A 23926-nucleotide genomic window follows, 5' to 3' on the forward strand; every position below is an offset into this window, starting at 1 on the left:
GTTGGACCTTTTGAATAACTCGCTTAAGACCTAACAATGTTGTGGCTCTGAAAGCTTAACACTCTCATTTTCAAGGAGGTACTTCAAATGCACGTCATAGAAGTTATCTCTTTCACAACCGTGTAGTAACGCCTTTTTATAAATTGAAGCAACAAAGATATCCGCTGCACTAAAATCAAACCCCACAGCGAACCCTGATTTAAGGCAAATCGACGAACTTAATTTTTTTAGACATTGCATAATCCAGTCTCCACGGAGTTCACGCTTTGACTGCTCACATAATTGCGGGCGTAGAAATCGCAATACTGTTCTATTTTGGGGTGAATGGATGCTGCTATTCACGTATTCACAAACTCGACGAATGTGAGTTTTTTCATCAAGGTTTTTTCCAAACAAACTCGGATTAGGGAAGCGTTCTTCAAGGTACTCAATGATTGCCATCGATTCAGAATAAATCAGACCATCAACAGAAAGTGCCGGAACATAACCAAACGGGTTAATATCGAGGTATGTTGTTGTTAGTTCATTAGAGCTAACTTCAATTCTATCGTAAGCTATTTGCTTGAAATTAAGCACCCACTCTACCCGTTCAGAGCTATTCGAGCCCTTTGCGCTATATAACAAAATTGCCATCCCCCCTCCTTCAAAATGACATTTGATTGGAACCAGTTTGAGAGTAACTACACAATGATAGAGCTACCTGTTGGAATCGCCTCCAGGCGTTCTCCCAATACTTCTTTTAACAACTTATATGCTTTTTTTCCGGTGCAATGCCCCGTGTAGAGCTTATCAATTGGATACTCTGATAACGCAAGTCCAAGGTCTTTAATGTTTTTCGTAGTCCCACCAATGCTATCAAATAAGGGTAACCCCACTAAATGAAAGCCCCCGACAACGGCTTTAATTCGTTCTTCTGGAAAATGAGTAACCGCGGTATCGACCATATTTAGGACACCACTATGCGCACAGCCAGTAAAAATAACGATGCCGTCTTCCTCTTTGATTACTAACAAAAGCTCATGATCGAATAAGTCCTGCTTCCATTTGTCCTGAGATTTTGTGTAAAGGTACTGATTCCCTTTTGGCTTTTCGTATTTATCGCTGATATCAGTAATGATAAATACGTTACGCGCAATCTCGGTCGTCTTATTCACGAATTTCAAACGACCACTACTATTTTTCAGTAAATCCGGATTAATACCGACATTATTTTTAAAACCATAAGCACGGAAGTAGTAGCTACGCTCATCACTGTGTTTCAAAAACACATTGGCATTAGAATTATGGCGAACAAAATCGATGGCGCCATTACAATGGTCGTGGTGTCTATGTGATATAACGGCTAGGTCTACGTCTTTGATCTCTACGTCGAGTAAAGGCGCATTTTGACAAAAAGTACCGCCACCTCCCATATCGAATAACATGCTTAGCGACTCAGTTTTGATATGCAGTGACAACCCGCGTTCAACAGCTAAATCAGGCCTACTGTCTAAGCGATTATTATCAACTAACGTCGTTATTTTCATCGTTTCTCTTATATTTTTTGCCCACTCTTCAGAGCGCAAACATCAATGCAACTTTGGTGCTAATTTCCTTGTTGCCTTGGCTCCGTTGCAGCCTTGAGTACTACATAGGCAAGAAAACCACTTATGACAAAGCCATTGCGTAATAGCCATCGAGTGTAAACTTTTTATTGCTGGTCACACATATTTCTACGATCACTCGTATAAGTACATTTCATCATGTATGTCAGATAAAAACTCTGTGAGCTCCCACTCAAAACCCGCTTTATCGTAAAAGTATGCTCGCTTTCGATGCGTTTCTCTTGGAGCATATATACCTCGACGATAGCCTTGTTCGACAAGTTTAGTTTCTATTGTTTGGAGATTTTGTACAACTAAACCAATATGGTTGACCCCATGGTTCTTATACGTTTCTTGAATAGCTCTTGGTGCGAGCGAGTCTAAGTGAGGCTCTTGAAGAGCGAAATAGCTTTGCTCATTTCCAACATGAACCCAACGATGGCGGCCAGGGAGGTCCACATCTTTACGTATTTTAAAGTCAGGGGCGACAATACTAAGAAACATCAGGGTTTCATCAATATCTGGAACAGGAATGTTTAAATGCTCTATCTGAGTCATGCTAAATAATCCTCTAGTTAGTGATACGAATAACAATCGAAAACATTCTGTTACTTCAACTTAACTTGAGGTCAAGCAAACTTACTCAGTAATACGATGCTAAGCGACTGAGTGAGAATTGCTACTACTGTCTTATCAACTCTTAACTCACTTGAAGCCATGTCAACGAAGCTCGGAAACTACTTTTCGCTAATCAATAACCGTTGCTTTCAAAGTGTATGAAGAACATCAAAAGATCGACATCATTGGCTTTCGTCACTCTAAATTTGTCCCCAACAATGCGAGAAACAGCAGACTTCCAGAAATATAGAGCCGCGGAGTTTTCTAACAACACTCGAATTTGCCATTTGCCTGTAAATACAGAAACGACCTGTGCTAAGGCTTCCTTGCCAACACCTTGCCCTTTAAATTTTCTGAGTACAAAAAACTGTTCAATATCATAGCTCGATAAATCACTAGGATAACGGCGAACCAATACAAACCCTGCGAGCTCGGCATCCACATAGATGAAATAGGGAATATGATCTTCTCGCTCCCAGTACACGTCAAACTGGGAAGAGTCGTAGCTGAATTTGCCCTCATTGTTAGGGCTCCACTTCATATACTCGGTCATGTCGTATATGTAATAAGAGAACAAGTTCTCAAGCACTTTCCGTTCTTGTTCTTTAATCTCAATTAATTGTACTTCCATTGAAGGGCCTACCTATGAAATAAACAAGTTCAACTATGCTAATGAACGGGCTTTCGCGTCAACCTATTGCCTTGTCGAAAGTGGGCAAACCTGAAATGTTTTCTAACCAACTGACTTTCGACTCATTGTAGATATTTACATCTGGTTTTAGCTCACCTAACAAATCTAAGTCTAGGCAGCCGAGATGTAGAATATTTAACCCTGCGTATTTTGGATTTGAATTGAATATCGGTGTGCCACATTCACCGCAAAAGTGTTTTCGCGCATTCTCCGTCACATCACAAAAGGATAAATCACCAGTAACCAGCTCAAAGTCTGTCTGCAGTATTGCAACGTAAGTTGAAAATGCAGCTCCATTCATTTTTCGACATAAATTACAGTGACAATTGACGATACGTTTAAAGTCACCAGTGACTTTAAACTGCACAGCATTACAGAGACAACTCCCTAAAACCATTTAATACCTCTTAGCTAACATTTAACCGAGTCACCCAATCACTTTCGTACTCATAACATCGACGAAAGCACAGAGCTAACTCACAAGTGAAAAATCGACTATAAGGCACTGATTAAAAGACAAAAACACCAAGCATAAAGATAGATACAGAACTGAGTAGCGATGCGCATCAATGAGCAATAGAAACGATAATATGGACGACGTTATTGGTACTATGGTTGAGTTCAGGCGACTTTTGGGGGCAGAAAAAGAAAGCCCACTTAACGAAGTTATTTCCCGCTTAGCGCTAACCAATCTTGTTCACTTGGCATTGTTTCAAACTGAGGGACCCCGTCGTTAACAAAACCTACATCCCAATTAGCGTGAGAACCAACATAAACATGGGCAGCAACTTTTGTATCTACCGCTTCAGTTAGCAAACCAGCTGGAACCCAATAAGATTCGCCGCTAGAACTCATGTTGGGTACAGGGCTACCGCACTGAGAACAGAACTCCGATTTAAAACCCGAATGAGTAGAAAATGACTTAATTTGATGCTCTCCGGTACACCATTTGAATTGCGACTCTTTTATAATTAAAGCTGAATTTGATGAAGACCCCGAGACTTGGCGACACAATGAACAGTGACATTGATAAATAAGGGGTAACACGCCTGACAACTCAAACGAGACAGCGCCACATAAACAGTTACCTTTCACTCAAATACTCCTTGTTAATACCTATAAAAATACGTTTGATCGGCACGGGCAAGCAATACCTAATGATGATTATCCAAAAGACTCACTACCACAGGTTAAATGGCAGCAACTCTTAGACTTGATATTCAGCCATTGCTAAACGGTACTCCACAGTATTTGCGTAACTAGAGGTTATCTCTTGAAAGCCCAACTTCTTCAACACCGAAGCGCTTTTGTGATTCCAAGAGTGAACACCAGCCCAAATTTCGCCTTGATAGCCGGAACTCTGAACCTGTAATAATAATGCTTTGCACATTTGCGTAGCAATGCCTTTACCCCAACATTTGGGACTAATCCAATAAGCTAAAGCAAGACAATTTTCCAAAGGGAGTAACGTAACCTGACCAATAACTTGCGAATCGTTTAAATGCCGACAACTCCAAACATAGCACTTACCCTCTTCCCACTCTAAAGCACGTTCTAAACACCACTCTCGTGCTTGTTTGAGCGTTTTGATGTCTGCTAAAGGAAGCGACTTAGGGAACAAATCTGAACCTACAGATTTGAACAAGTAAAGGGCGTCATCAACGACCACTGGCCTAAATGTAAGATCTAAGCATTCGAATTCTCTTGTGAGTGTCAAAATTCCCTTCCTATCTACTAATATGCTAATAGCGCGTGCCGTCCTTTCTGCATGCCACCCAATTACCAGAACTTGCTTCTACTCACTTAAAATCGTCGTCCGGATAATAAGCTTTATCGCCTGCTACACGGCTACCTATTACAATAAACTTTGCTTGTTTGTCACTTCGGTTTACTAAATGATGCCCATTCTCGACACCACCGGGAAAACCAACGCACATTCCTCGCTTCACAACTTGCTCACCGCCATCCATGATTAAGCACAGCTCACCTTCAAGCAAATATAGGAACTCGTCGGATTTTGTGTGCCAATGTCTTAAAGCTGATTGCGCATTGGGTTCAAGTATCTCTAGGTTCACTCTAAACTGGGTTAAGCCAAATAGGTCTCTCAGTCCCTTACATTCAGAGTCCCCCAGAATTGATTTGTATGGCTCTGGAAACGGGTTAAAAGTGTCACCTATTAAGCTTGCAGTATCTTTTACTTTCGTCATATTTTCCCTCAGTGGGATGTGATGCAAAGCTCGACAGCGAAGATTGATAAGCTTCTCTAGCCTCAAGACTTAGCGAACTGTTAAAATGCTTTTAATCGGAATCCATCAAGCTTTCATATTGAATCGATAAATCACTCTTTACATTAGATTTCTTGTACTTTGCCGATTTTTAAAAACACATTGTCTTGAAATATTCCAAACTGAACCCTTCACCGGACACAGAATCACCAAGCCTTATGAATCAGGATGGGGACAGTTGTTAGCTGTTTTTCGTTCCAGATATAAGTGGTAGTTTACAGATGTTTATTCAACCAACATATCGTATGATCACGCATATCATTCGAAAAATAATGTGATTCGTCAGCCAAATTGAACGCAATTTCAGTATTATTTTTATCGTATTTACTCTTAACCTTTTCAAAAAAGTCTTTCGCGAACTTGGCTGGAACCCAATCATCTCTCTCGCCATTTATAATTAGCATTGGGCGACTTTCATTTTCAAGAAGATACAAACATGGATCGATCTCTTTCATATACCTAATTGCTAACTTTTCGTCTTCGTTGAAAGTCTTATTGTCCGAATCTGCTTTTAATGCGAACTTCTCCAAACCGACGAAATCAGGAGAACCAAGAATAGGCACCGCAACTTTAATCTGGTTATTTTGAGTCAGCGAATAGAATGTAGACAGTGCCCCCATTGAAATGCCGACAAGAGCTATCCTTGATGGGTCAATCCGAATATCTTCTTGATAATGCTTAATAAGTGTATCAATGTCGTTTGCGTTCTGCTTGATAACCTGTGTCACCCTTTTAATAAAACGCGCGTGGCTATCCATGCTCTGAGCATTGCCATCATTCCTCTCACCGTGGCTATCTGAATCAAAACAGATGACTGAATAACCCTGGAGAGCTAGGTTTAACGCCAAATTAGAACCTTCATACTTATCATTGTTCCAACCATGACAGATGATGACTAAAGGGCTTTTCAGCAACTCTTTATTGCTATAAAGCAAATGTACAATCTCACCTAAATCAACTTTTTCGACAAAAACACCTTCCATGATTCCTCTTACCCTTAGTTATAAGTCACTTACGCTTCCATTTGTTAGTCGTCTATTAATGTTTTTTGATAAAAGATTTTGTCTACTCCTTCTTTCAAATAATCCTTATAACGACCTACCTCCTTAAAACCATGAGACTCATAAAAGTCGGGGGCTTGGAACGTATAAGTGTCAACTGCAATATTACGTATTTCTCGCTCTTTACAATACATCTCTATCTTTCGTATTAGTGCAGCTCCATACCCCTGATTTCTTTCCTTTTCTGTTAACCACAAAAATCTAATTTGAACTGAAGTCATATAGATAAAACCAGTTAAACCTCCGAGAATTTCTCCTGATTTATCGCGAACAAAAATAGCAAAAGACTCATCTGTGATTTCTGGTATAAATCTTCGATTGAAATCACCTAGCCCTTGGTAAATCTGATCGATATCTTGAGGGCTCGGCAAGTGAGTAAAAATGATATCCAATGATTTGTCCTTAATTTGGTTGAAAAAATAATGCTCTCACAAAGAATAAACTATCGTTCTTTTTTTAATGCAGTCGGTTCAAGTTTATCGACAAGCTTCTTTAAATGGTTCTTAGCCAACTCATGGTTCCCTCGACTCATCCACTTAATGCAATTAAAAAGTTCCCAAGTAAGGCCTTTATCACCATTCGTATAGGCAGGAGAATCCTCATGCTTTGGAGCGGGTTCACTGGTTACCCTTTGTTCGATGATGCCTGTTTTATCGAATAGAACTTTGAATGGCTTTGAAATACTGAACGGTTCACTCAAATCTAAGCAGTGAACTTCGGTACTCGTTAAATCATTGAAGATATACTTTTTAAAGTAAGCATTACCACTGTGAAAGCCGTCAAGTAGGTAAAATATTTCCTTGTCGTGTTCAAAAACTGAGAAGCACTTATTGGCAGATTTATGGAAATTGTTCTTCGTAAAAATAAGAATATCAGCATCCGAAACTCGGTCACCTTTCCCTGCTGCTAATGAGCCTAATAGCACAGCCGCTACTACGTCACTTTCTACCATAAAGGCTGAGCAAACAGAGCGAATTAGTTCACTTTGAAGGGGAAGATGCTCTAAATCTAGCTTTTCTGTTCTCAAAGTTACCTCCATTTTAGTAAAAAAATATTTTCATTAAACAAAGCCGTCAAACCTGATCTTGAGGATAGATATTTCAACCAATTCGAACAACAAATGCCGAGAACCATGAATCAGGCTTTGCGAACTAGTGACAATTATATTGTCAATATTGGACACCCAGTGCTTTCAAAGCTCGTGCACATTGATAAGTGTTTTTAAAGAGAATTGCGTTCATACCAACTGACTCTGCGCCAGCCACATTATATGGCATATCATCAATGAAAACGGTTTCTGATGCCTCTAAGCCATACTGATAGAGCAATGATTCGTATATTTCAACTTGAGGTTTAAGTAGACCAACCTCAGCGGAAACAATAGCGCCTTCAAATAAGTCCCAAAATGTATATGTTGCTTTTAAATGAGAAACAATTTCATGGACGTTATCAGTCAATGCAAAAACTCTATAACCTGCAGATTTACAACGTCTAATAAGCTCTACGGAGCCATAAATCAAGATTTGGGTTTGCTTAACGTAGTAAAATAGACGTTCACATTCTAATTCAGTGAAACCTAGCACATCACGGTATTGGGTTTTTGCATCATTTTCAGATAACAGCCCTTTGTTTAGATTTAACCAAATATCAGACTGAAATACAGACTTCGCTTTCTCTTCTGCTGATGCGCAATCTCCAAAAGTAAGACGAATAATCTCTTCAGGTGACCAACGAACGACGACATTGCCGATGTCGAAAACAATATTTTTTATCCTTTCAGAACTCACTATTTACTCCTTTAAAATGAATGAAATGGCTCAAAAAATTCACCGGGTGCCAAACTTAAATACCCCCAGTACAGTATTCACCTATCGCCTTTCAAGGACTAATAAAATCACTGGACTGTGAATCATAGTTTAACTTCCTTGCTTTCGTAGGCCATAGCTACAGTGAAGCATAGAGCTCACTCAATGTCGGAAACTGAGAACAATCCCAGCCGCTTGGAAGCCTTATTTCATTACACGACTTCACTAACTCAAGAGCTTTAACACTATCTGAAGAACAACTGACCTCTGCAAGTTCGTCTAGCAGAGTTAATTCCCACTCTCCAGAAATAGGGGTTATAAATTTAGGCAGTATGCCCCAACCGGTATCCCACGTATGCATTTCAAATTTTGATAATGCATATAAATCTCGAATTAGGCTCCCTTTGATAAATGCTAATCCTTTGAAATCTCCAAAACCAAAATTTTCATCAGACTCAGCGTTTTGACGACATAGCTTCCAAGCCCGCCCAGCTAGGATAAAGCTTGATGACGGTACATCACACGGATCAAATTCAAAGTTCAAGACTTGGCGATGAATATCGTCTAACTGAGCATCGACGGCTATCCACCCTTTTTCTTTGTTCCAATACTCACATACCCAGTGATCTTCAAAATGGTTTTGAGCTAAATAAGTCGCAAAGCCACTCCTTAGTCTCGCTGGTATTCCTTTTGCTCTCAATACTGCGCAAACTAATAGTGAAAAGTCTCTACAAATACTGATCACTCTATGGTTTGGTTTCTTGAAAACGTGTGAAGGCTCACCTGATTTCGACATTGCCAAAGTGACTAAATCTTTAGCATACCGAGTCTGCATTTCGGTCAGCTTGTTTAATGGATCAGCCTCAACACCGTAGTGCTCTAACCAATACGAGTGAATAAGATTCCCCTGAACAAACTTACATATACCCGCTATATCATCAGATATTTTACGTATGTCTAACAGGTCATTAGTTAGCTCTGTAAACTCCGTGTTTTCGGTATAGTCGTTGATAAGCATCTGTTTCTAATCCTTTGTAGATATCTGTACGCATAGGTTGAAACGAGGTTTACAGAAACACCTCAAATTGAACGTAACCCGATTCAGAGCAAAAGTACCAAGCGTTACGAATCACCCTTGAACAGTTTGCGTGGTATCAACTTTTGACCATACGAGTGTGACTCGCTCTTTTAGCCCTTTACCAGATAACCATAATCGACCATCTTTTAGTAGCTTAACTTCACGCTCCATACATTCACCTATAACAGATTTCACGCTAGACTGAAGCCCAAAGTGAAACACACGATTGTTCTCTAAATCTAATTCATAAGTAGCTGTATAAAAGTTTGATTCTCTCTTTTTATCTTCGTCTGTAGGATTAGTTAGTGGATCTCTATTCTGTGCGACGCTAACAAACCCATTGTCTGTATAAATTAGAGTACCGTTTTGTTTCCCCGGCCAATTAAACATTTCACCTGATTCTCTATGGATGATGAACTCATCTAAAGACCAAACACCAACCAGAATTTCCTTTGATAGTTTCACTTGTGCTTCCTTAATTTCCTGGGGACCTAACCTCAATGAAGTTCTAAACAATACAAGAGACTCAGTGCTATAAGAGTTGTATACGTTACGAACCACTTTTAAATGTTTGTTATATGTTTAGTTACACCTTGTCCGCAAAATAAGACATGATTTCTTCTGTAGTCATCTCATTAGTCTCGTTGGCAAAGCAGTAATAGCTCGGACGCATGTCGCTAAAGTATTGCATGTCCATTTTCAAACCTTCTAAGTTTGGGAACAGACCTACTGGCATATTGTATTCACCTGTTTCTTTGAACTTGTAAAACAAATGAGTGCCGCACTCCAGACAGAAACCACGAGAGGCCCAAGAGGATGACTTGTACATTTTTACTTTGTTTCGCCCCTCAATTTTGACTTGAGTTCCACATTTAACTGCGAAAAATGGTGCACCTCCCCAAGTTCGACACGACTGACAATGACAAACTGTAAAGTTAGGGTTGATGCTTTTTGCTTTGATTTTTACAGCGCCACATAGACAGTTAGTCTCTACGTAAGACATTAAATAACTCCTAAATTGATGAAAACATATAACGCCCTGCTAAGGGCAGTAACGTAATAGAAAGCCCCTGCATACCACTTTACATACTGAAACCAACGCATAGAGAACGCCATGTGTTACAAATCAATCTTGGGTCATTTGTTAGTACATGCACGACTTCTATTTATATGCCACAAGATATTTAAAATTCAAATTATACAAAAGCTTTTTAATAATGAAGTGAGGCGGGTAGCTACAAAACTTAAACTCGATTAAGAGGCGAAAGTTAGCTAGAGGAAAACGAACTGAACTCCCCTACTTTTACTGATTTAAAGTTAGAAAAGGATTCGTTCCTCGCACTTAGCCAGAAACACCAAAACTCATGACCTTTGATGTCAACCCCGTACTAAAGCACCGTTAAGGTTTGAGGAACGTGGTACCTTACCCTCCGCATGATACGCAATGTAAAAATGCCACGCGTTGTAAATCACTCGTAAACACTTGTTAAGTGGGTCGGTGTGTAGAGTTAATAAACAGGTATAGTGCAAAACCCATTGTTTCACGTCCCCACTTTAAGTACGCATCTTTCCAGTGTCGTATCGTTTTGACTTTGTCCAACAACTCAATATTCGCAGGATCTAGTAACAACTCTCGTTCGGATGCCAACCAAAACGAACTTTCAAATTTGTCCCAATCTTGATAGGAAGAGTGAACAACATAAACGCATTCGAGGCCTAACTGATTGCCTGCTTCTATATTTTTTAAGTTTGACCTTAATTCTAAAGGATCAATACCTGTTGCTAGTAAGTATTCCTCATCTGGCTCTTTTCGCCAATACGCATCCCCAAGTACAATTACGCCATTGGAAACTATAAGAGATTTCATGTCAGATAATGCATTGTCTAAAGCTTCGCCAACATCGCCAAAAGCATGAGTAGAGCCTAAGCTAAAACACGCATCAAATGCGCCCCTAGGCAACTCAACATCTTTGAATGCAGATGTATGAAAGGTAATTTGGTCCAAATTCGATTCCAGATTTTCCTTTGCTTTAGCGATTTCAAATTCATCGTTATCAATGACTACCGCCCGACAATTAAATTTTTCTATAACTCTTTTAATTAACTCGCCATTACCACAACCAACATCTAAGACTAAAGAGTCCTCATTTAGCCATAGCTCATCTAGTAAGTTATCTATACAACTTGGGCTAATGGGGCTGTTATATTCCATGATTACCTTCCATACTATTTTCTAATTTAAACACTTGACAGAATGATTGATATCAGAAGCACCTAACGCCAAATTAAGATGTGAAGCATTCAACAACGACACTTAATTTGACTACCGTAAACACTGAACTCAACCAGAACCAAAAATGCCAAGCGTGCCGAATCACTCTTAAATGTTTGTTATATGCATTTTTCGAAGTACTGAACTGGCATATTTTGATAGGAACCGTCACCACACGCCTTGAACCCAAGTTTGAGAAGTATGTGCTGCGAAGGCATGTTTTCAGGTTCAGTTAAAGCAAGAACTTTCGTATAACCAATTTGATTGGCAAAAGAGAGAACGGCAGAACTTGCTTCGAATGCGTACCCTTTACCCCGAGCTGAAACCTTAAGCCGATATCCAAGTTCAACTACACTTTCGCCTTTATAGTTAAATGATGCTATCCCACAATAACCAACTAGCTCGCCAGTCCTGCGTTCCACAACACAAAACTTTCCAATACCTTTGTTTTGAAATGCACTAACAAGCTCTTCAAAACGCGTATCTGCTTGCTCATGTGTCATTTCGCCAGTTGGAGAAAACGCCATAAAATCCGAATTACCAAGTAATTTTATAACTTCACTACGGTCTTGCTGCGTAAATTTTCTGAGCTCTAAACGCTCCGTTTTAATCACTTAATGCCTCCATGGATATAACGCGAAGTTAAGGGGTGAGCAACGCAACACCTAAGCGGCTGCAAACCGCCGTAATAACTAAACTCAACGCACAGCAAAAAAGCCAAGCGTTGTGAGTCAACTCTGAACGCTTGGTTATATGAATTTTTCGATTACATATGTCTCCAGATTATCGACATCACCGTAAAGGTTAACAGTTGGCTCAGCTGTCATACCTAACTTTCTAATTATTGTTAAAGAAGGCAAGTTTTCTTTCAATGCTACCCCATATATTTTTGAATGTTTACCTACCCGGAAAGTTTGTTCCAGAACTGTATACGCTGCCTCAAAAACATATCCTTGCCCTTGGTGACAAGGAACTAAAGCGTATCTTATATCACTAAATTCTGAATTTTCACAGAACTCAACTCCGACGTAACCTATTTTAGTTTAAAGTTTATGTTTCAGGCTGATTACATAAGAGCCAAACCCATGCTCCCAATGCTTAACTCGATTTGTTAGGTGTGACTGAATTTCTTCATCTGATTATGCACGTCCTTTTGGAAGAAAGTTTGTCAACTCATCTGAGCCTAATATTTGGGAGTATATATCTAAATCGCAGTAACTAACTGGGGTGAGTATTAGGTTCTTTGTTGTGATCATAAATGTCCTTTTTCATGTAAAGCATGGTTGACGGGCGAGAACGCTATACCACCCAACTTAAAATCTTTCCCTCAAACACTACAGCTGATTTAAATGAAAGTGGCCAAACGTTAGGAACTCCTGTTAAGCGTTTTTTTGTGGTGATTTACTTTAAACTTGCTTGGATAATGAGTAATTCGATTTCCGAGTCAGACGTATTCACCAAGCCATGTGTACCGTGAGGTTTATTCACAATCATATCTCCAGAAGTTACTTTTCTAGACTCTCCCTCGATAGTCATGGTCCCTTCACCTTTTAAAATAATATACATTTCTTCATCGTCACCATGAGTATGCTCTCCCATGGAGCTTCCCGGTGGCAGTACAACTCTGATGGCAAAGTCCCAAGCTCCTGAAAAATCTTTACGTCTGAATGCACGATAGATATCTATTGAACCTTCTCCATCATGGCTATTTTCGTCGACTTCTTTATCGCAGGTGTAGAAATTACGTATCATGTTTTCTTAGTTTCCATTAGTGAGACCTGTTGAACACCATAGCTCACTGTTAAAGTGCGAGCAACGCAATACCGAAGCCACCTTAAACACTGAAACAAACACATTGTAAAAATGCCAAGCATTACGAATCAATCTTAAACAGCAATGTCATTGCTAATGTGACTCATTGTCCGTGCGAGCCTTCCTACCCAAGTAACCGCCGTGATGTCTTAAACCATATTGTTCTTTAGTGAATTCATTAACCTCCATTACTGAGATCGCAATTGCATCGCTGATTGCAAGCATCACGGCAATCGTAGTTGTTGGGGTGAGATCAAGTGGGCAAGCTTCTTTGTGAGTTCCCATGTCTAATACATATTAACAATGTTGCCTTAACTCTGAGTCTGGATGAGAGGTTACACCAATGATATGCGTGACTCCTAAGTGACGTGCCAGTTCTAGAATTTCGATTACCTCTCGCGACTTTCCGCTCGTGGAAAATGCTATTAAAATATCACTTGGACTAACGATTCCTAAATCACCCATGAGCAGCCTCTGCGGGATGAAGAAATACTGACGGAGAACCAGTTGAACTTAATGTGGCTGAAAATTTATGGCGATATGCCCAGCTTTTCCAATGCCTATTGTTACAATTTTACTCTGACAGTTTGCTATCAGTTTAACAACGTCTTTGTAAGAATCGCTCACGTGAACAGACTGGATAGCTTTAGCTTCCTCGCTCAATACATATTTAACTCGTTCTAAAATATCCATTCATTTCCTCATTTGCATAACGGCTCTATTAGACAGAAAAACTCTGTTTAGTTTCTACTGCTCACACTAATTATGCAACCTGTGTGTTATATAACAACGACTTATATCACAGCTAGAGTTGGCTTGAGAGAAAATACGGAATCTTTGTCTCCAGCATGACCAAAATCCCACATTAAAAGTCTGAACATGATAGCTTACTTCAGCTCTTCTGGAATAGGGCAGTCTTTGTGGTAGTACTTTCGGCCGCGTTCGTTGATTTCTCGTACTACTTTACAAGGGTTTCCAACAGCAACTACATTGGCTGGGATGTTTTGGCTGACTATACTGTTCGCACCGATGAACATGTCGGGGTCGTCAACAAGCGTGAGGTTGAAGTTTACGTATACATAGTTTTACCTAAGTGAATGCGGCGCCCCCAGCTAGCGTGCAGTAGCGGCTCTATCTAACAACCCTCGCCGACTTCTGCGAACAGTTGCTTCATAATTTGCTGGCGTTTTTTACCTTCACTCGGGCGAGTGTGATTGAAATCGTACAACACTTCTAAACATTGCGTTTGCTCGGCGACCAGATCAACGTTATCACAGTAATAAACGCCTTGGCTGTGCATTTTTGCCTTCATATTTGTGTTTAAACCTATTTGCTAATTCCCGAATGACGGCATAAATAGAGCGACATATGGATAATTTGAAGCGTTTCACTGGCCTTTAAAACAAGTTACGAGTCACGCAGCGTTATGTTCTCGGCAACACGCCATAGCACGCCACTTGGGTCAGTGATACAAAACTCAAGCATTCCCCAAGGCTGCTCAAGAACCTCGGTAACGGTCACTTCAAATTCAGCAATTACATTAGAGTTTTGTACGTGCTGATACCAACTTTTTACGTCCTCCACGAGCAAGTGCATCATGTAATTGTGACAGTGCGCAGGTTCGTAAAAATCTTGTAAAAGGAATGCATAATCACCGTGGCGAAAATAGGCGATATCATGGAAATCAGACATGAGTTCAAACCCCAGGGTTTGATAAAATAGCTTAGATAGATCGAAATCCTTTGCAGGCACAAACGATTTGATTTCAGTGACTTTGAGGTTATCCATGATAAATAATTCCTTCTGTTTTGATGCCCAGAAGTATCGCTGAGCTTTGTGCATTATGGTTAAATTTGTTTTAGGTTACGGCTGAAAGAGCTAACTTCATCTTCAGTGAGGTAACGCCAGTGACCTTCTTCAACATCTAAACGGACGTCGCCTATTTGTTCTCTATGTAACCCAAGCACTCGGTTACCAACAGCAGCAAACATTCGCTTAACTTGATGAAACTTACCCTCGGTGATGGTCAAGAGCACTTCTTTGGGGCTAATTACTTCTAGTTCTGCCGGGCGCGTAAGGTTCTTCTCACCTTGCAGTGGAACCCCTGCTCTGAACTTATCAGCGACATCGTCTTTAATCTCTCGTGACAATGTCACGCGGTACACCTTTTTGCACGACTTCGTGGGCAATGTGATATCGAAAGACCAACGGCCATCATCGGTGATTAACACCAATCCTGTGGTATCAGCATCTAAACGCCCTGCGATGTGCAGTTCAGACGCTTTATCTAACTCTAAATAATTGAAAAGAGATGGATACACTTCGTCGATATTGGAACAGATGGTGCCTGCTGGCTTGTGCATCAAGATATAACGAAACGCGCGTAGCGTTAATGCGTCGCCATTCAGCAAGATGGTGTTACTTTCGTGTACTTGAGTGGATTCAGCGAGCACAACTTCACTGTTTACACAAACCTCACCATGATGAATGCTTTCAATGGCTTGTGACTTAGTGAGGTCTGTACTTTTACAAAGGTATTTATCAAGGCGCATTATTCGTCGGCACCACATTTTGCACAAGGCTGGTAAGTTCGCTCTCCTTGTTCAATCACCACATAGTCACGCACACAGTTTTCACATAACGCCAGCTTTGGGTAAGCGTCTTTCTGTTTCTTTGCGTTGATGTCGCCTTCAGTGGTGAAGATCGTTCTCATATGAAGCCTTTGCTATGAATCACTTATAAAACCAAATTGTATCACTGTTTATCGCGCCATTTTTATACTTTGAACAACAAAATCAACGCGCCACGCGTATCAGTGGTAACATTAAAAGTGTCAGCCAACGAAGAAGCAAAGAATGAAAGATTGTAATCAATGCGGAAAATGTTGCATCAAATATGGGGATGGCGACCTCGCCGCGACTCAAGTAGAGATTGATTTGTGGGAACTGTTCAACCCGGACATCTTTGAATATGTTCGCGGTGGTGAGATTTGGTTCGATCCTCAATCCGGTGAACGTTTAGCTCGTTGCCCGTTTCTCGAACTGGTCCCGAACAAAAACACGAACGCTCAAGCAAAATACACCTGCAGTATTTACTTAGACCGCCCAGAGGATTGCCGACACTACCCTAGCCTAATCAATGAGATGGTCAGGGATGAGTGTGAGATGATTGAGGTGGTGGATCTGCAAGATACGAAAAAAGCTCAAAGAAAACTCGACCTTTTAATGAAAGGAAGTCGCCCTTCAAGCTTTTCATAATTGTGATCTTTGGGGGAGCTGATCTCGTCGTTACGACAAGTATTGATTCTCTTCTAACCAATCTAGCGCAACCAGTGCCGCCAATGAACATACTTCTCTGTCATTGCCATCTACAAACTTAAGCTCTTCGATCTCAGCATCTGGTGATAGTTCGCCCGTGTACTCAGCAGCGTAACAAGTCAATTGCACAGAAACGCCTTCCGCTTTGCCATCAGCTTGGCCAGTAAACGTCTCAACGTATTTGATTGAATCCGGTACTAAATCGACTGAAATCTCTTCTTTGATTTCACGAATCAATGCTTGCTCATCACTTTCACCCGCTTCGCGTTTTCCGCCCGGTAGGTAAAACAGTTCTTTGCCTTTTGATCTTACCATCAGCAGCTTGCCATCTTGAATAAATATCCAAGCGAGCTTATCAATTACCTTATTCATGTTAATAGACCTGGTTATTGTGCTTATTATTCTAATTAAAGCGACGATATCGCATGGGCGGTATGTTACCTATAGCCGTCAGCATATTCTATTGAATTTCATAAAAATAACTTTGGGAGTCGATGAATGACAGCTGGTGGTTCGTTAAAGGTCAACGCTTAGCACCAGCTGTCACTTGAAATAAGATATGATGAATCTAATCAACAAGCCACTCTATGGCAGAGTCGTGATCTTCGATTGATTTGATGTCATCAGACACAAACCAACTACCCACTTTGGATGCCAGCTTTTGTCACCACAAATAGCGATTTTGTCTATCTTGGAGTTGAGCTCTAAACCGAGTTTAAAATCATCCCATGCGGCACGCAATCCCCACCCCATCAGCGTTGAGATATCGATCATCACCTTTAATGCTGATGAATCGATCTCTTTTATAGTGGTTTTTAAGATAGGTATCATCGCTTGATAGTCGTTGTGCGTTAGTTTCCCTTTCGCTTTGAACACGATGATGGTTTCGCCGCTAACACGCTCAATTCCAACCGATATTCCATGACGTTCGATACTCTTAACCTAGCCCTTCTATTAGAAGAATAAGCTTAGCTTTGAGTATTAATTAGACAACAAATGAGAGGTTGCTTTCAAAATGAACGTACAGAAAGTTTTAGCTTAACGTTGCTAGGTTGAACGTCGCTTAATCGCCACAACAGAGTAAGTATGCCAATGCTTCATCTTGCCTAATGATGTAAGCGCTTGTTCGTCTCGTTCGTGAAAGCGGATAACTTCGAACGTATCAAATAAACTCTGTACTTTTGCCTTTGTGAGAGGCGTTGTAGAGGTTCGATAACCATAAGCCCAACTATCGTCTACCCCCATGAAATCGCCCGCAAATACACCACAGCTATCAATGCTATCGATAATTCGTTTCCACGTCTGATCGAACTGATTCGGCTCTGCAAAAAATAGGCTGGAGTTAGCGATTACTAGCCCGGCTTTGGGATAATCATAATCTTCAAATGCGCTCTGAGATATCTCGACCAAAGCTTTTTGACTGAACCTGTCTCGACATATCGATATTGAGTCAGGATTAACGTCGAAGCCATAAACTTGGTGGCCTTGCTGCTCTAAAAACTCAATGTCACTTCCTGTACCACATCCGCAGTCAATCGCGACATTTAAGCCTGATTCGTTCAGCTTCATAGCGAATTCTGTTCTTTTTAAATGAGGTTTATCTAAGGCTTTTTGATAATACTGACGCCAAATCTCTGAGTGATCATCCATTGCATAACTCCAGTAGTTCGATCAGGTTTTGAACCTCAACAATAGGTAAGATTGTATCTGCGATGGCACCTTCTGTGTTGAGCCAAACAGCCTGTAGGCCAGCTTCAAGCGCTGGGTAGATATCTTTTTCTAGAGAATCGCCAATCATGGTGATCTCTTGTGGCTTTATCCCGAGTTGCGAGATGATCGCAGAATAGAAGCCCGGTTCGTATTTAGATAAGCCAATACTCGCCTTACAGAAGTAACCATCAATGTATTGCGACAGGCCAACTCGCTCAAACGCGCGGATGATGTCAGTTTTGCTTGAATCAGCCGCATTAGTAGCAATGTAGATGTTGTGATGCTTTGACAACTCAGCGAGTAAAGCTTGTGCTCCACTCACTTGTTGTACGATTTCCCAGTCACACATTTTCCCTTGTGCGTCTGGGAAGTCGGTCATTAAGGTGTTGCCCCAATCAAATAATACGGTTTTGGTCAGCTTGGTTGCAACCGTTGATTTTGTACCTCTGTTCATCATGCCTCCTGCATCGATGATGTTACGAATGTTTTGCGGTACTTATAAGAATTTCTCGATAAGAATCTCATCAAAGTACTGCTCACCAATCTTGGCGTGTTTCTTTGCAATTCCGACAATCTCAAAGCCTTGTTTGCGGTACACCGCCAATGCGCGCTCGTTATCGGCTAGAACATAAGCAAAAAGCTTTTCGTAGCCTTTGGCTTTTGCGACTTCAAATGTATGTTCAAATAACTGTTTTGCAACGCCTTGTCCACGACTGTTTGCATCAACATAAGTCCCAATAATACCCACATGGTCAAAGGCTTTCGTATATGAGGCAAACGGCTCTACGTTTTGAAAACCAAACAGGTCACCAGTCGTTTCATTGACAGCAACACTGAATACACCTCGATCTGGAAACGACTCAATAAATGCCTTTTCTTCTTCGACCGAAAACATCTTATCCAAGATAGTGTAACGAGCTTCACTGATAATTGGATTCAATACATCAATTACGTCTTGAGCATCGCTTACTACGACTTGTCTAACTGTTAAGTTCATACTTTCTCTACTTTTTTTGTTTGGGCAGATTCTAACCCTATATGCCACCTTTTTGATAGATCAGAATGTTATCAAAAGCGATATCAAAGTAGAGTTCGTAACTATTTTGTTCAACGTAGCCCAAATGCGGTGTTGCAGTAACGTTTGGTAGAGACAGCAGCGGCTCGTTATCAGGTGTCGCGGGCTCAATATCAAACACATCAATAGCTGCTCGTTTACTTGGTACTTTGGTGAGTTCATCAAATAACGCATTAGGCTCGACTAACTCCGCACGGCTGATATTCACGAATAGCGAGTCAGGTTTCATTACGCTGAGGTCATTAGCAGTAACACAGCCTTTAGTGACATTGTTTAAACGAAGGTGTAATGAGAGTACGTCCACACTTTCGAAAAATGCCTGCTTGGTTACTGCCGCTTCGAATCCATCGGCTTGTGCTTGCTCTCGCGAGTTCTGGCTACCCCACACCGTTACATCCATCCCGAACGCTTTGGCGTATTGCGCGATGCAGCGCCCGATTTTTCCATAACCCCAAATACCAAGCTTTAGCCCCCTAAGCGTTCTGCCTAAACCGAGTACATCTGAACTTTGCCATCGGTTCTGTCTGAGGTTTGAAACGTAAGTAGGAATGTGACGAGATGCCGCCATAATCAATGCCCAACAGAGCTCAGAGGGCGCGACAGGTGAACCTCGTCCCTCTAACACTTTCACACCGAAACGTTCACATAGCTGTGAATCGATGTGATTACTGACTTTTCCGGTTTGACTGATCACTTTTAGGTTTGGCAGCTCAGATAGCAGCGACACAGTGATTTCAGTACGCTCGCGGATGAGTACAAGCGCCTCAAAGTCGTACAGCTTCAACACTAGTTCATTTTCTGGATAGGTCTCGGTGAATACGGTAACGTCATGATCTTGCAACTTTCGGTAACACTCGAGACTTTTTACTGTATTTTGGTAATCATCCAGTATCGCAATTTTCACTACACACTCCTTGTTCTATTGCTTTGCTATTTTTGAGCGTTCAGTGCCACGGGTTAAGATTCATTTAACTTGTGGCACTCTGTATAGATAAAGTCAATTATTGATGGACGACTTTGAAACGCTCGAGCACCAACATCATGTCTTCACTTGGTGTGATCTTTAAGTCATCGCATTCACGAGAGAAAAAATTCCAGTGCGCTTCTCGCCACCATGCCAACGTTTTATCACCCTCGCCTTCAGCGGCAGCAAACTCAGCCGTCACCTGGTTATATGGGCACAATGACACCGATGTAAGTTCAACAATACAGACAGGATCACCGTTCCAATCAGTGACCACCTGTAAATGTCCAACAACGGGCATGGTTTCGCCTTCATGGCTGTACCAATATTCCATGCTGCACGAGGCTTGTTTTTCACCTTTCAGTATCAGCTGCGCGCATAGATTGGCGTTGTACTCATCCGCACAGTAATAGTCGGCACTGAATGAGGTGTATTGTTTGGCAACTTCAGCCGGCAGTGACTTGAGATAACTATCTAGATAGACTTTGCTTCTTTTTTCCATAATGGGTCCATTTTCAATATTTATTTCAGCCAGAAGCACTATATATTGAGCAACTGACTGCATTGCGCGTAACCTATCAAGGAGTGTAAACGGTGTAAACCAAGTAACGATTAAAGTGTGTGCTCAGAGAGTAGATTTAATGCAGGACTGTTAGATCAAAAAAAGAGCTAAAAACACCTTCAGGCAGTGCTTTTAACTCTTTGTATTTTATTGTGGATTAACCAATTAGCGGTTTAAGAAGTCTACCGCTTTATCTGGGAAGTCGGTAAACACGCCGTCGACTTTCACTTGGTTATAAAACACGTCCAACATACCATCGAAGTTATCGACATAACCTGGAATTCGGCCTGGATCAGCGCGGAATGTATATGGGTGAACATCTAAGCCTGCGTCTTTCGCTGATTTCATCAATGGCTTAATGATGATATTGCCTTTGGTTGATGCATCGTCCACCAGCATAGGTTTCCAAGGACCAATACCGTCAGCATAAGTCGCCACTTTTTCCATGCCGCCTTTCTCGAACATCCAATCATAACTATAAGGCGTCGCTACGTCGCCTTTGTAAGTCATGGTTTCATTCCAGTCCGTGTAAGCCATCAGCTGAACCAGCTTGAGGTCCATTTCCATCGCAGGCATGAGTTCGTCGTTTATACGTTTTAGTTCGTTCGCATCGAAACACTGCAAGTAGACCTTATCATCTTTAGATAAGTAACCATATTGATGCAAGGTAGCCAGTACTGCTTTAGAAATGTCTTTGCCTTCATGACGGTGGAACCAAGGTGCTTTGATTTCTGGGTAGATACCAACGTCATAACCAAGGGTCTTATTCAAACCTTGGATCATTTCGATTTCTTCTGCAAACGTTGGTACTCGGAAATCAGACTGCCACATTGGGAAGCGTGTTGGGTAACCTGCGACCTTGTTCCCTTGCTCATCAAGATTAAAGCCTTCTGTCACTCTTAATGATTTGATCTCAGCGAGCGTAAAGTCTATCGCGTAGTAGCGCCCATCTTCACGCGCACGGTCAGGAAAGCGCTCAGCAACATCGGTAACGCGATCCAAATAATGATCGTGAAGTACGACGAGTTGGTCGTCTTTGGTCATCACAACATCTTGTTCGATATAGTCCGGTTTCATTGCATACGCAAGAGCCTTAGCAGGCAGAGTGTGCTCAGGTAAGTAACCCGATGCGCCTCGGTGAGCAATCACCAAAGGATCGGCAAATGCGTTAGCCGATAAACTTAGAGCCAGCAGAGTCAGGGACAGGGACGTTGTTTTCATTGTTCTATTCCTTGATAAAATAGAGGCAGGTTATCCCTGCCTCGTTTGATTATTGGTATGATGCTGTTGAGTTAAATAATAATTAAGCTATTGCCTCTTTCTCTTGCTCAAGGCTTTTCTCTTTATGGTGCTTACGCTCACCGACAAACGCGTATAGCAGACAGATGATTGAAGCAACACAAGCACCAACCAAGATAGTGAAACCACCATCCCATCCGTAATGGTCAACCATGAAGCCTAGCACCGCGTTTGCTGCAACTGCGCCACCTAAGTAACCGAATAGTCCTGTTAGACCTGCGGCTGTACCTGCAGCTTTCTTAGGTGCAAGTTCAAGTGCGTACAGGCCAATTAGCATTACCGGACCGTAGATTAGGAAACCAATCGCAATCAGTGCCATCATATCAATGGTTGGGTTACCTGCCGGGTTAAACCAGTAAACTAGGACCGCAATAGTCACCAATACCATGAACAAGATACCTGCTGGAGCACGGCGGCCCTTGAATAGTTTATCTGAGATCCAACCACACAACAGCGTGCCAGGAATACCAGCCCACTCGTACAAGAAGTAAGCCCAAGAAGATTTATCTACAGAGAAGTCTTTCGCTTCTTTTAGGTAAACAGGAGCCCAGTCCAGTACACCATATCGAATTAGGTAAACGAACGCGTTTGCAATCGCGATAGACCAAAGTAATTTGTTATTAAATACGTACTTAAAGAAGATCTCTTTCGCTGTCATCTCAGTTTCGTGAGACTTGTCGTAATCATCTGGGTAATCGTTTTTGTGCTCTTCAATTGGCGGTAGACCACAAGATTGAGGGGTATCTCTTACTGTGAACCAAATAAAAATAGCAACGAGAGTGGCAAAAAATGCAGGAACATAAAAAGCGGTTCGCCAATCGTCGTTAAAAGCCCACAGACCCAGTAAGAACATTGGACCAATCAATCCACCACCCACGTTGTGAGCAACGTTCCATACTGACACGATCTCGCCACGCTCTTTACGTGACCACCAGTGCACCATGGTTCGTCCACACGCTGGCCAGCCCATACCTTGGAACCAACCGTTTAAGAAAAGAAGAATAAACATTGCTGTTATGCTGCCGGTTGCCCAAGGCATAAAACCAAAGCAGAACATAACCAGTGCCGACATTAACAAGCCACCACTGAGGAAATAACGAGGGTTAGAACGGTCAGAAACGCTACCCATTAAGAATTTAGATAAACCGTAAGCAATAGACACGGCTGCTAATGCCACCCCTAGCTCACCACGGCTGAAACCCTGTTCAATCAAGTAAGGCATTGCCAAACTGAAGTTTTTACGGACTAGGTAGTAACCCGCATAGCCAACAAAAATACCGATGAACAGTTGCCATCGTAATCGTGTGTAAGTGCTATCGATCTTATCTGATGACAAGCGATCGATATGCGCCATAGGTTTGAATATTCCAAACATAGGAACCTCATGTTATTGGGCGAAGGAAGAATAAAATGCTCGAACGAAAAAATTAACGCTCATTCGAAAACAGAAGGGATTGTATGTGCTTCAGGAATAATTTCTGTGATGCATATAGCTAATAACAATAAAATTGTTTAAATACAGCAAATTAGTTTCATTTAATTAGATCATGCTTCATATTTTTGAACGTTCGTTTACTATTTAATCAATTGCAAATCGAGCAAGCACTAGCCAAAGGTGAGCAATCGCGTACAAAACAACCACAGTACGTTGTATTATTGTCCTGGCTGCATATTGAATACTGCGTTTTATGATGGTGACAAGACAACTTTCTATTTCTAGAAGCATATTTAGGACGGTACAAAGACAAAAAAGGGCCTAGATTTCTCTAGCCCCTTCTGTAAACAGTATTCCGC

34 protein-coding genes and 2 pseudogenes are annotated in these 23926 nt (G+C 41.3%); 1 reads left to right on the forward strand and 35 read right to left on the reverse strand.

Annotated features, from left to right (window positions below):
• Positions 1 to 30: 30 nt before the first annotated feature.
• From A3712_RS09555 to A3712_RS27730, 26 genes and pseudogenes are all read right to left on the reverse strand, one after another.
• A complete protein-coding gene (locus tag A3712_RS09555) occupies positions 31 to 633 on the reverse strand; it encodes a glutathione S-transferase family protein (protein ID WP_063523248.1) in 603 nt (200 codons plus the stop codon).
• Between the two features lie 47 nt (positions 634 to 680).
• Complete coding sequence (locus tag A3712_RS09560) at positions 681 to 1526, reverse strand: MBL fold metallo-hydrolase (RefSeq protein WP_063523249.1); 846 nt, start codon at positions 1524 to 1526, stop codon at positions 681 to 683.
• Between the two features lie 192 nt (positions 1527 to 1718).
• Complete coding sequence (locus A3712_RS09565) at positions 1719 to 2141, reverse strand: VOC family protein (protein ID WP_063523250.1); 423 nt, start codon at positions 2139 to 2141, stop codon at positions 1719 to 1721.
• A gap of 193 nt (positions 2142 to 2334) precedes the next feature.
• Positions 2335 to 2832: a GNAT family N-acetyltransferase gene (locus tag A3712_RS09570; RefSeq protein ID WP_004741060.1), complete on the reverse strand. Its 498-nt coding sequence runs from the start codon at positions 2830 to 2832 to the stop codon at positions 2335 to 2337.
• Between the two features lie 58 nt (positions 2833 to 2890).
• The gene (locus A3712_RS09575) at positions 2891 to 3289 is read right to left on the reverse strand and encodes a GFA family protein (protein ID WP_004741061.1); all 399 of its coding nucleotides are present in this window, start codon (positions 3287 to 3289) and stop codon (positions 2891 to 2893) included.
• Positions 3290 to 3558: 269 nt separating this feature from the next.
• Positions 3559 to 3987 (reverse strand): GFA family protein, encoded by a 429-nt coding sequence (locus tag A3712_RS09580; RefSeq protein WP_063523251.1) that lies wholly within the window; start codon positions 3985 to 3987, stop codon positions 3559 to 3561.
• 112 nt (positions 3988 to 4099) lie between these two features.
• Positions 4100 to 4609, reverse strand: a complete 510-nt coding sequence (locus A3712_RS09585) for a GNAT family N-acetyltransferase (protein WP_063523252.1) — start codon at positions 4607 to 4609, stop codon at positions 4100 to 4102.
• An 82-nt stretch (positions 4610 to 4691) separates the two neighbouring features.
• A complete protein-coding gene (locus A3712_RS09590) occupies positions 4692 to 5099 on the reverse strand; it encodes a cupin domain-containing protein (protein ID WP_063523253.1) in 408 nt (135 codons plus the stop codon).
• A gap of 293 nt (positions 5100 to 5392) precedes the next feature.
• Positions 5393 to 6160, reverse strand: a complete 768-nt coding sequence (locus A3712_RS09595; RefSeq protein ID WP_063523254.1) for an alpha/beta hydrolase family protein — start codon at positions 6158 to 6160, stop codon at positions 5393 to 5395.
• 44 nt (positions 6161 to 6204) lie between these two features.
• Positions 6205 to 6630, reverse strand: a complete 426-nt coding sequence (locus A3712_RS09600; protein ID WP_063523255.1) for a GNAT family N-acetyltransferase — start codon at positions 6628 to 6630, stop codon at positions 6205 to 6207.
• Positions 6631 to 6680: 50 nt separating this feature from the next.
• Positions 6681 to 7265 carry a nucleotidyltransferase domain-containing protein gene (locus A3712_RS09605; protein ID WP_004741067.1) on the reverse strand — a complete coding sequence of 195 codons (585 nt, stop codon included), beginning with the start codon at positions 7263 to 7265 and terminating at the stop codon, positions 6681 to 6683.
• A 142-nt stretch (positions 7266 to 7407) separates the two neighbouring features.
• Positions 7408 to 8025 (reverse strand): HAD family hydrolase, encoded by a 618-nt coding sequence (locus A3712_RS09610; RefSeq protein ID WP_063523256.1) that lies wholly within the window; start codon positions 8023 to 8025, stop codon positions 7408 to 7410.
• 157 nt (positions 8026 to 8182) lie between these two features.
• The gene (locus A3712_RS09615) at positions 8183 to 9061 is read right to left on the reverse strand and encodes a transglutaminase-like domain-containing protein (RefSeq protein ID WP_063523257.1); all 879 of its coding nucleotides are present in this window, start codon (positions 9059 to 9061) and stop codon (positions 8183 to 8185) included.
• Positions 9062 to 9172: 111 nt separating this feature from the next.
• On the reverse strand, positions 9173 to 9586 hold the full coding sequence (locus A3712_RS09620) for a lipocalin-like domain-containing protein (RefSeq protein ID WP_063523258.1): 414 nt from the start codon (positions 9584 to 9586) through the stop codon (positions 9173 to 9175).
• A 121-nt stretch (positions 9587 to 9707) separates the two neighbouring features.
• Positions 9708 to 10124, reverse strand: coding sequence for a GFA family protein (locus tag A3712_RS09625; RefSeq protein WP_063523259.1), 417 nt, complete (start codon positions 10122 to 10124; stop codon positions 9708 to 9710).
• A gap of 483 nt (positions 10125 to 10607) precedes the next feature.
• Entirely contained in the window at positions 10608 to 11333 is a 726-nt protein-coding gene (locus tag A3712_RS09630) for a class I SAM-dependent methyltransferase (RefSeq protein ID WP_063523260.1), read from the reverse strand.
• Between the two features lie 179 nt (positions 11334 to 11512).
• Positions 11513 to 12007, reverse strand: coding sequence for a GNAT family N-acetyltransferase (locus tag A3712_RS09635; RefSeq protein WP_063523261.1), 495 nt, complete (start codon positions 12005 to 12007; stop codon positions 11513 to 11515).
• A 135-nt stretch (positions 12008 to 12142) separates the two neighbouring features.
• The gene (locus tag A3712_RS28245; protein WP_269451417.1) at positions 12143 to 12430 is read right to left on the reverse strand and encodes a GNAT family N-acetyltransferase; all 288 of its coding nucleotides are present in this window, start codon (positions 12428 to 12430) and stop codon (positions 12143 to 12145) included.
• Positions 12431 to 12794: 364 nt separating this feature from the next.
• Entirely contained in the window at positions 12795 to 13145 is a 351-nt protein-coding gene (locus A3712_RS09640) for a cupin domain-containing protein (protein ID WP_063523262.1), read from the reverse strand.
• Positions 13146 to 13298: 153 nt separating this feature from the next.
• On the reverse strand, positions 13299 to 13490 hold the full coding sequence (locus A3712_RS28250; RefSeq protein WP_008224216.1) for a putative sugar isomerase SIS-domain protein: 192 nt from the start codon (positions 13488 to 13490) through the stop codon (positions 13299 to 13301).
• A gap of 12 nt (positions 13491 to 13502) precedes the next feature.
• Positions 13503 to 13670: an SIS domain-containing protein gene (locus tag A3712_RS28255; protein ID WP_231891789.1), complete on the reverse strand. Its 168-nt coding sequence runs from the start codon at positions 13668 to 13670 to the stop codon at positions 13503 to 13505.
• A 48-nt stretch (positions 13671 to 13718) separates the two neighbouring features.
• Positions 13719 to 13898: a hypothetical protein gene (locus A3712_RS28260; protein WP_231891790.1), complete on the reverse strand. Its 180-nt coding sequence runs from the start codon at positions 13896 to 13898 to the stop codon at positions 13719 to 13721.
• 194 nt (positions 13899 to 14092) lie between these two features.
• Positions 14093 to 14517: pseudogene (locus A3712_RS09650) on the reverse strand (maltose acetyltransferase domain-containing protein).
• Between the two features lie 95 nt (positions 14518 to 14612).
• A complete protein-coding gene (locus A3712_RS09655) occupies positions 14613 to 14993 on the reverse strand; it encodes a VOC family protein (protein ID WP_063523263.1) in 381 nt (126 codons plus the stop codon).
• A gap of 59 nt (positions 14994 to 15052) precedes the next feature.
• On the reverse strand, positions 15053 to 15784 hold the full coding sequence (locus A3712_RS09660; protein ID WP_082856214.1) for a pseudouridine synthase: 732 nt from the start codon (positions 15782 to 15784) through the stop codon (positions 15053 to 15055).
• Positions 15757 to 15918 carry a hypothetical protein gene (locus A3712_RS27730; RefSeq protein ID WP_197465807.1) on the reverse strand — a complete coding sequence of 54 codons (162 nt, stop codon included), beginning with the start codon at positions 15916 to 15918 and terminating at the stop codon, positions 15757 to 15759. Before A3712_RS27730 ends, A3712_RS09660 begins: the two co-directional genes overlap by 28 nt.
• A 142-nt stretch (positions 15919 to 16060) precedes the next feature.
• Between A3712_RS27730 and A3712_RS09665 the strand changes: the two genes are divergently transcribed.
• Positions 16061 to 16462 (forward strand): YkgJ family cysteine cluster protein, encoded by a 402-nt coding sequence (locus A3712_RS09665; protein ID WP_063523265.1) that lies wholly within the window; start codon positions 16061 to 16063, stop codon positions 16460 to 16462.
• A gap of 30 nt (positions 16463 to 16492) precedes the next feature.
• On the opposite strand, the gene A3712_RS09670 is transcribed toward A3712_RS09665, so the two are convergent.
• From A3712_RS09670 to glpT, 9 genes and pseudogenes are all read right to left on the reverse strand, one after another.
• Positions 16493 to 16894: an NUDIX hydrolase gene (locus A3712_RS09670; RefSeq protein ID WP_063523266.1), complete on the reverse strand. Its 402-nt coding sequence runs from the start codon at positions 16892 to 16894 to the stop codon at positions 16493 to 16495.
• 196 nt (positions 16895 to 17090) lie between these two features.
• Positions 17091 to 17455: pseudogene (locus A3712_RS09675) on the reverse strand (STAS/SEC14 domain-containing protein).
• A 114-nt stretch (positions 17456 to 17569) separates the two neighbouring features.
• A complete protein-coding gene (locus tag A3712_RS09680; protein WP_063523267.1) occupies positions 17570 to 18172 on the reverse strand; it encodes a class I SAM-dependent methyltransferase in 603 nt (200 codons plus the stop codon).
• Positions 18165 to 18686, reverse strand: coding sequence for an HAD family hydrolase (locus tag A3712_RS09685; protein ID WP_063523268.1), 522 nt, complete (start codon positions 18684 to 18686; stop codon positions 18165 to 18167). Before A3712_RS09685 ends, A3712_RS09680 begins: the two co-directional genes overlap by 8 nt.
• Before the next feature lie 42 nt (positions 18687 to 18728).
• Positions 18729 to 19229: a GNAT family N-acetyltransferase gene (locus tag A3712_RS09690; protein ID WP_063523269.1), complete on the reverse strand. Its 501-nt coding sequence runs from the start codon at positions 19227 to 19229 to the stop codon at positions 18729 to 18731.
• Positions 19230 to 19266: 37 nt separating this feature from the next.
• Positions 19267 to 20211, reverse strand: coding sequence for a D-2-hydroxyacid dehydrogenase family protein (locus A3712_RS09695; protein ID WP_063523270.1), 945 nt, complete (start codon positions 20209 to 20211; stop codon positions 19267 to 19269).
• A 97-nt stretch (positions 20212 to 20308) separates the two neighbouring features.
• Positions 20309 to 20773, reverse strand: a complete 465-nt coding sequence (locus A3712_RS09700; protein WP_063523301.1) for an ASCH domain-containing protein — start codon at positions 20771 to 20773, stop codon at positions 20309 to 20311.
• A 225-nt stretch (positions 20774 to 20998) separates the two neighbouring features.
• Positions 20999 to 22054, reverse strand: a complete 1056-nt coding sequence (gene glpQ / locus A3712_RS09705) for a glycerophosphodiester phosphodiesterase (RefSeq protein ID WP_063523271.1) — start codon at positions 22052 to 22054, stop codon at positions 20999 to 21001.
• Between the two features lie 82 nt (positions 22055 to 22136).
• Positions 22137 to 23507 (reverse strand): glycerol-3-phosphate transporter, encoded by a 1371-nt coding sequence (gene glpT, locus A3712_RS09710; protein ID WP_063523272.1) that lies wholly within the window; start codon positions 23505 to 23507, stop codon positions 22137 to 22139.
• Between the last annotated feature and the right edge of the window lie 419 nt (positions 23508 to 23926).

Source organism: Vibrio sp. HI00D65, assembly GCF_001635455.1.
Taxonomy (GTDB): domain Bacteria; phylum Pseudomonadota; class Gammaproteobacteria; order Enterobacterales; family Vibrionaceae; genus Vibrio.

What these genes read in the sequence shown, in the direction of transcription:
- A3712_RS09590 (WP_063523253.1), bottom strand. Translation starts at nt 5,099, where the DNA reads ATGACGAAAGTAAAAGATACTGCAAGCTTAATAGGTGACACTTTTAAC.
- A3712_RS09655 (WP_063523263.1), bottom strand. Translation starts at nt 14,993, where the DNA reads ATGGATAACCTCAAAGTCACTGAAATCAAATCGTTTGTGCCTGCAAAG.
- A3712_RS09665 (WP_063523265.1), top strand. Translation starts at nt 16,061, where the DNA reads ATGAAAGATTGTAATCAATGCGGAAAATGTTGCATCAAATATGGGGAT.
- A3712_RS09595 (WP_063523254.1), bottom strand. Translation starts at nt 6,160, where the DNA reads ATGGAAGGTGTTTTTGTCGAAAAAGTTGATTTAGGTGAGATTGTACAT.
- A3712_RS09560 (WP_063523249.1), bottom strand. Translation starts at nt 1,526, where the DNA reads ATGAAAATAACGACGTTAGTTGATAATAATCGCTTAGACAGTAGGCCT.
- A3712_RS09575 (WP_004741061.1), bottom strand. Translation starts at nt 3,289, where the DNA reads ATGGTTTTAGGGAGTTGTCTCTGTAATGCTGTGCAGTTTAAAGTCACT.
- A3712_RS09615 (WP_063523257.1), bottom strand. Translation starts at nt 9,061, where the DNA reads ATGCTTATCAACGACTATACCGAAAACACGGAGTTTACAGAGCTAACT.
- A3712_RS09630 (WP_063523260.1), bottom strand. Translation starts at nt 11,333, where the DNA reads ATGGAATATAACAGCCCCATTAGCCCAAGTTGTATAGATAACTTACTA.
- A3712_RS09570 (WP_004741060.1), bottom strand. Translation starts at nt 2,832, where the DNA reads ATGGAAGTACAATTAATTGAGATTAAAGAACAAGAACGGAAAGTGCTT.
- A3712_RS09670 (WP_063523266.1), bottom strand. Translation starts at nt 16,894, where the DNA reads ATGAATAAGGTAATTGATAAGCTCGCTTGGATATTTATTCAAGATGGC.
- A3712_RS28260 (WP_231891790.1), bottom strand. Translation starts at nt 13,898, where the DNA reads ATGGATATTTTAGAACGAGTTAAATATGTATTGAGCGAGGAAGCTAAA.
- glpT (WP_063523272.1), bottom strand. Translation starts at nt 23,507, where the DNA reads ATGTTTGGAATATTCAAACCTATGGCGCATATCGATCGCTTGTCATCA.
- A3712_RS09700 (WP_063523301.1), bottom strand. Translation starts at nt 20,773, where the DNA reads ATGGAAAAAAGAAGCAAAGTCTATCTAGATAGTTATCTCAAGTCACTG.
- A3712_RS09680 (WP_063523267.1), bottom strand. Translation starts at nt 18,172, where the DNA reads ATGGATGATCACTCAGAGATTTGGCGTCAGTATTATCAAAAAGCCTTA.
- A3712_RS09625 (WP_063523259.1), bottom strand. Translation starts at nt 10,124, where the DNA reads ATGTCTTACGTAGAGACTAACTGTCTATGTGGCGCTGTAAAAATCAAA.
- A3712_RS09685 (WP_063523268.1), bottom strand. Translation starts at nt 18,686, where the DNA reads ATGAACAGAGGTACAAAATCAACGGTTGCAACCAAGCTGACCAAAACC.
- A3712_RS09640 (WP_063523262.1), bottom strand. Translation starts at nt 13,145, where the DNA reads ATGATACGTAATTTCTACACCTGCGATAAAGAAGTCGACGAAAATAGC.
- A3712_RS09555 (WP_063523248.1), bottom strand. Translation starts at nt 633, where the DNA reads ATGGCAATTTTGTTATATAGCGCAAAGGGCTCGAATAGCTCTGAACGG.
- A3712_RS09690 (WP_063523269.1), bottom strand. Translation starts at nt 19,229, where the DNA reads ATGAACTTAACAGTTAGACAAGTCGTAGTAAGCGATGCTCAAGACGTA.
- A3712_RS28255 (WP_231891789.1), bottom strand. Translation starts at nt 13,670, where the DNA reads ATGGGTGATTTAGGAATCGTTAGTCCAAGTGATATTTTAATAGCATTT.
- A3712_RS09565 (WP_063523250.1), bottom strand. Translation starts at nt 2,141, where the DNA reads ATGACTCAGATAGAGCATTTAAACATTCCTGTTCCAGATATTGATGAA.
- glpQ (WP_063523271.1), bottom strand. Translation starts at nt 22,054, where the DNA reads ATGAAAACAACGTCCCTGTCCCTGACTCTGCTGGCTCTAAGTTTATCG.
- A3712_RS27730 (WP_197465807.1), bottom strand. Translation starts at nt 15,918, where the DNA reads ATGAGAACGATCTTCACCACTGAAGGCGACATCAACGCAAAGAAACAG.
- A3712_RS28250 (WP_008224216.1), bottom strand. Translation starts at nt 13,490, where the DNA reads ATGGGAACTCACAAAGAAGCTTGCCCACTTGATCTCACCCCAACAACT.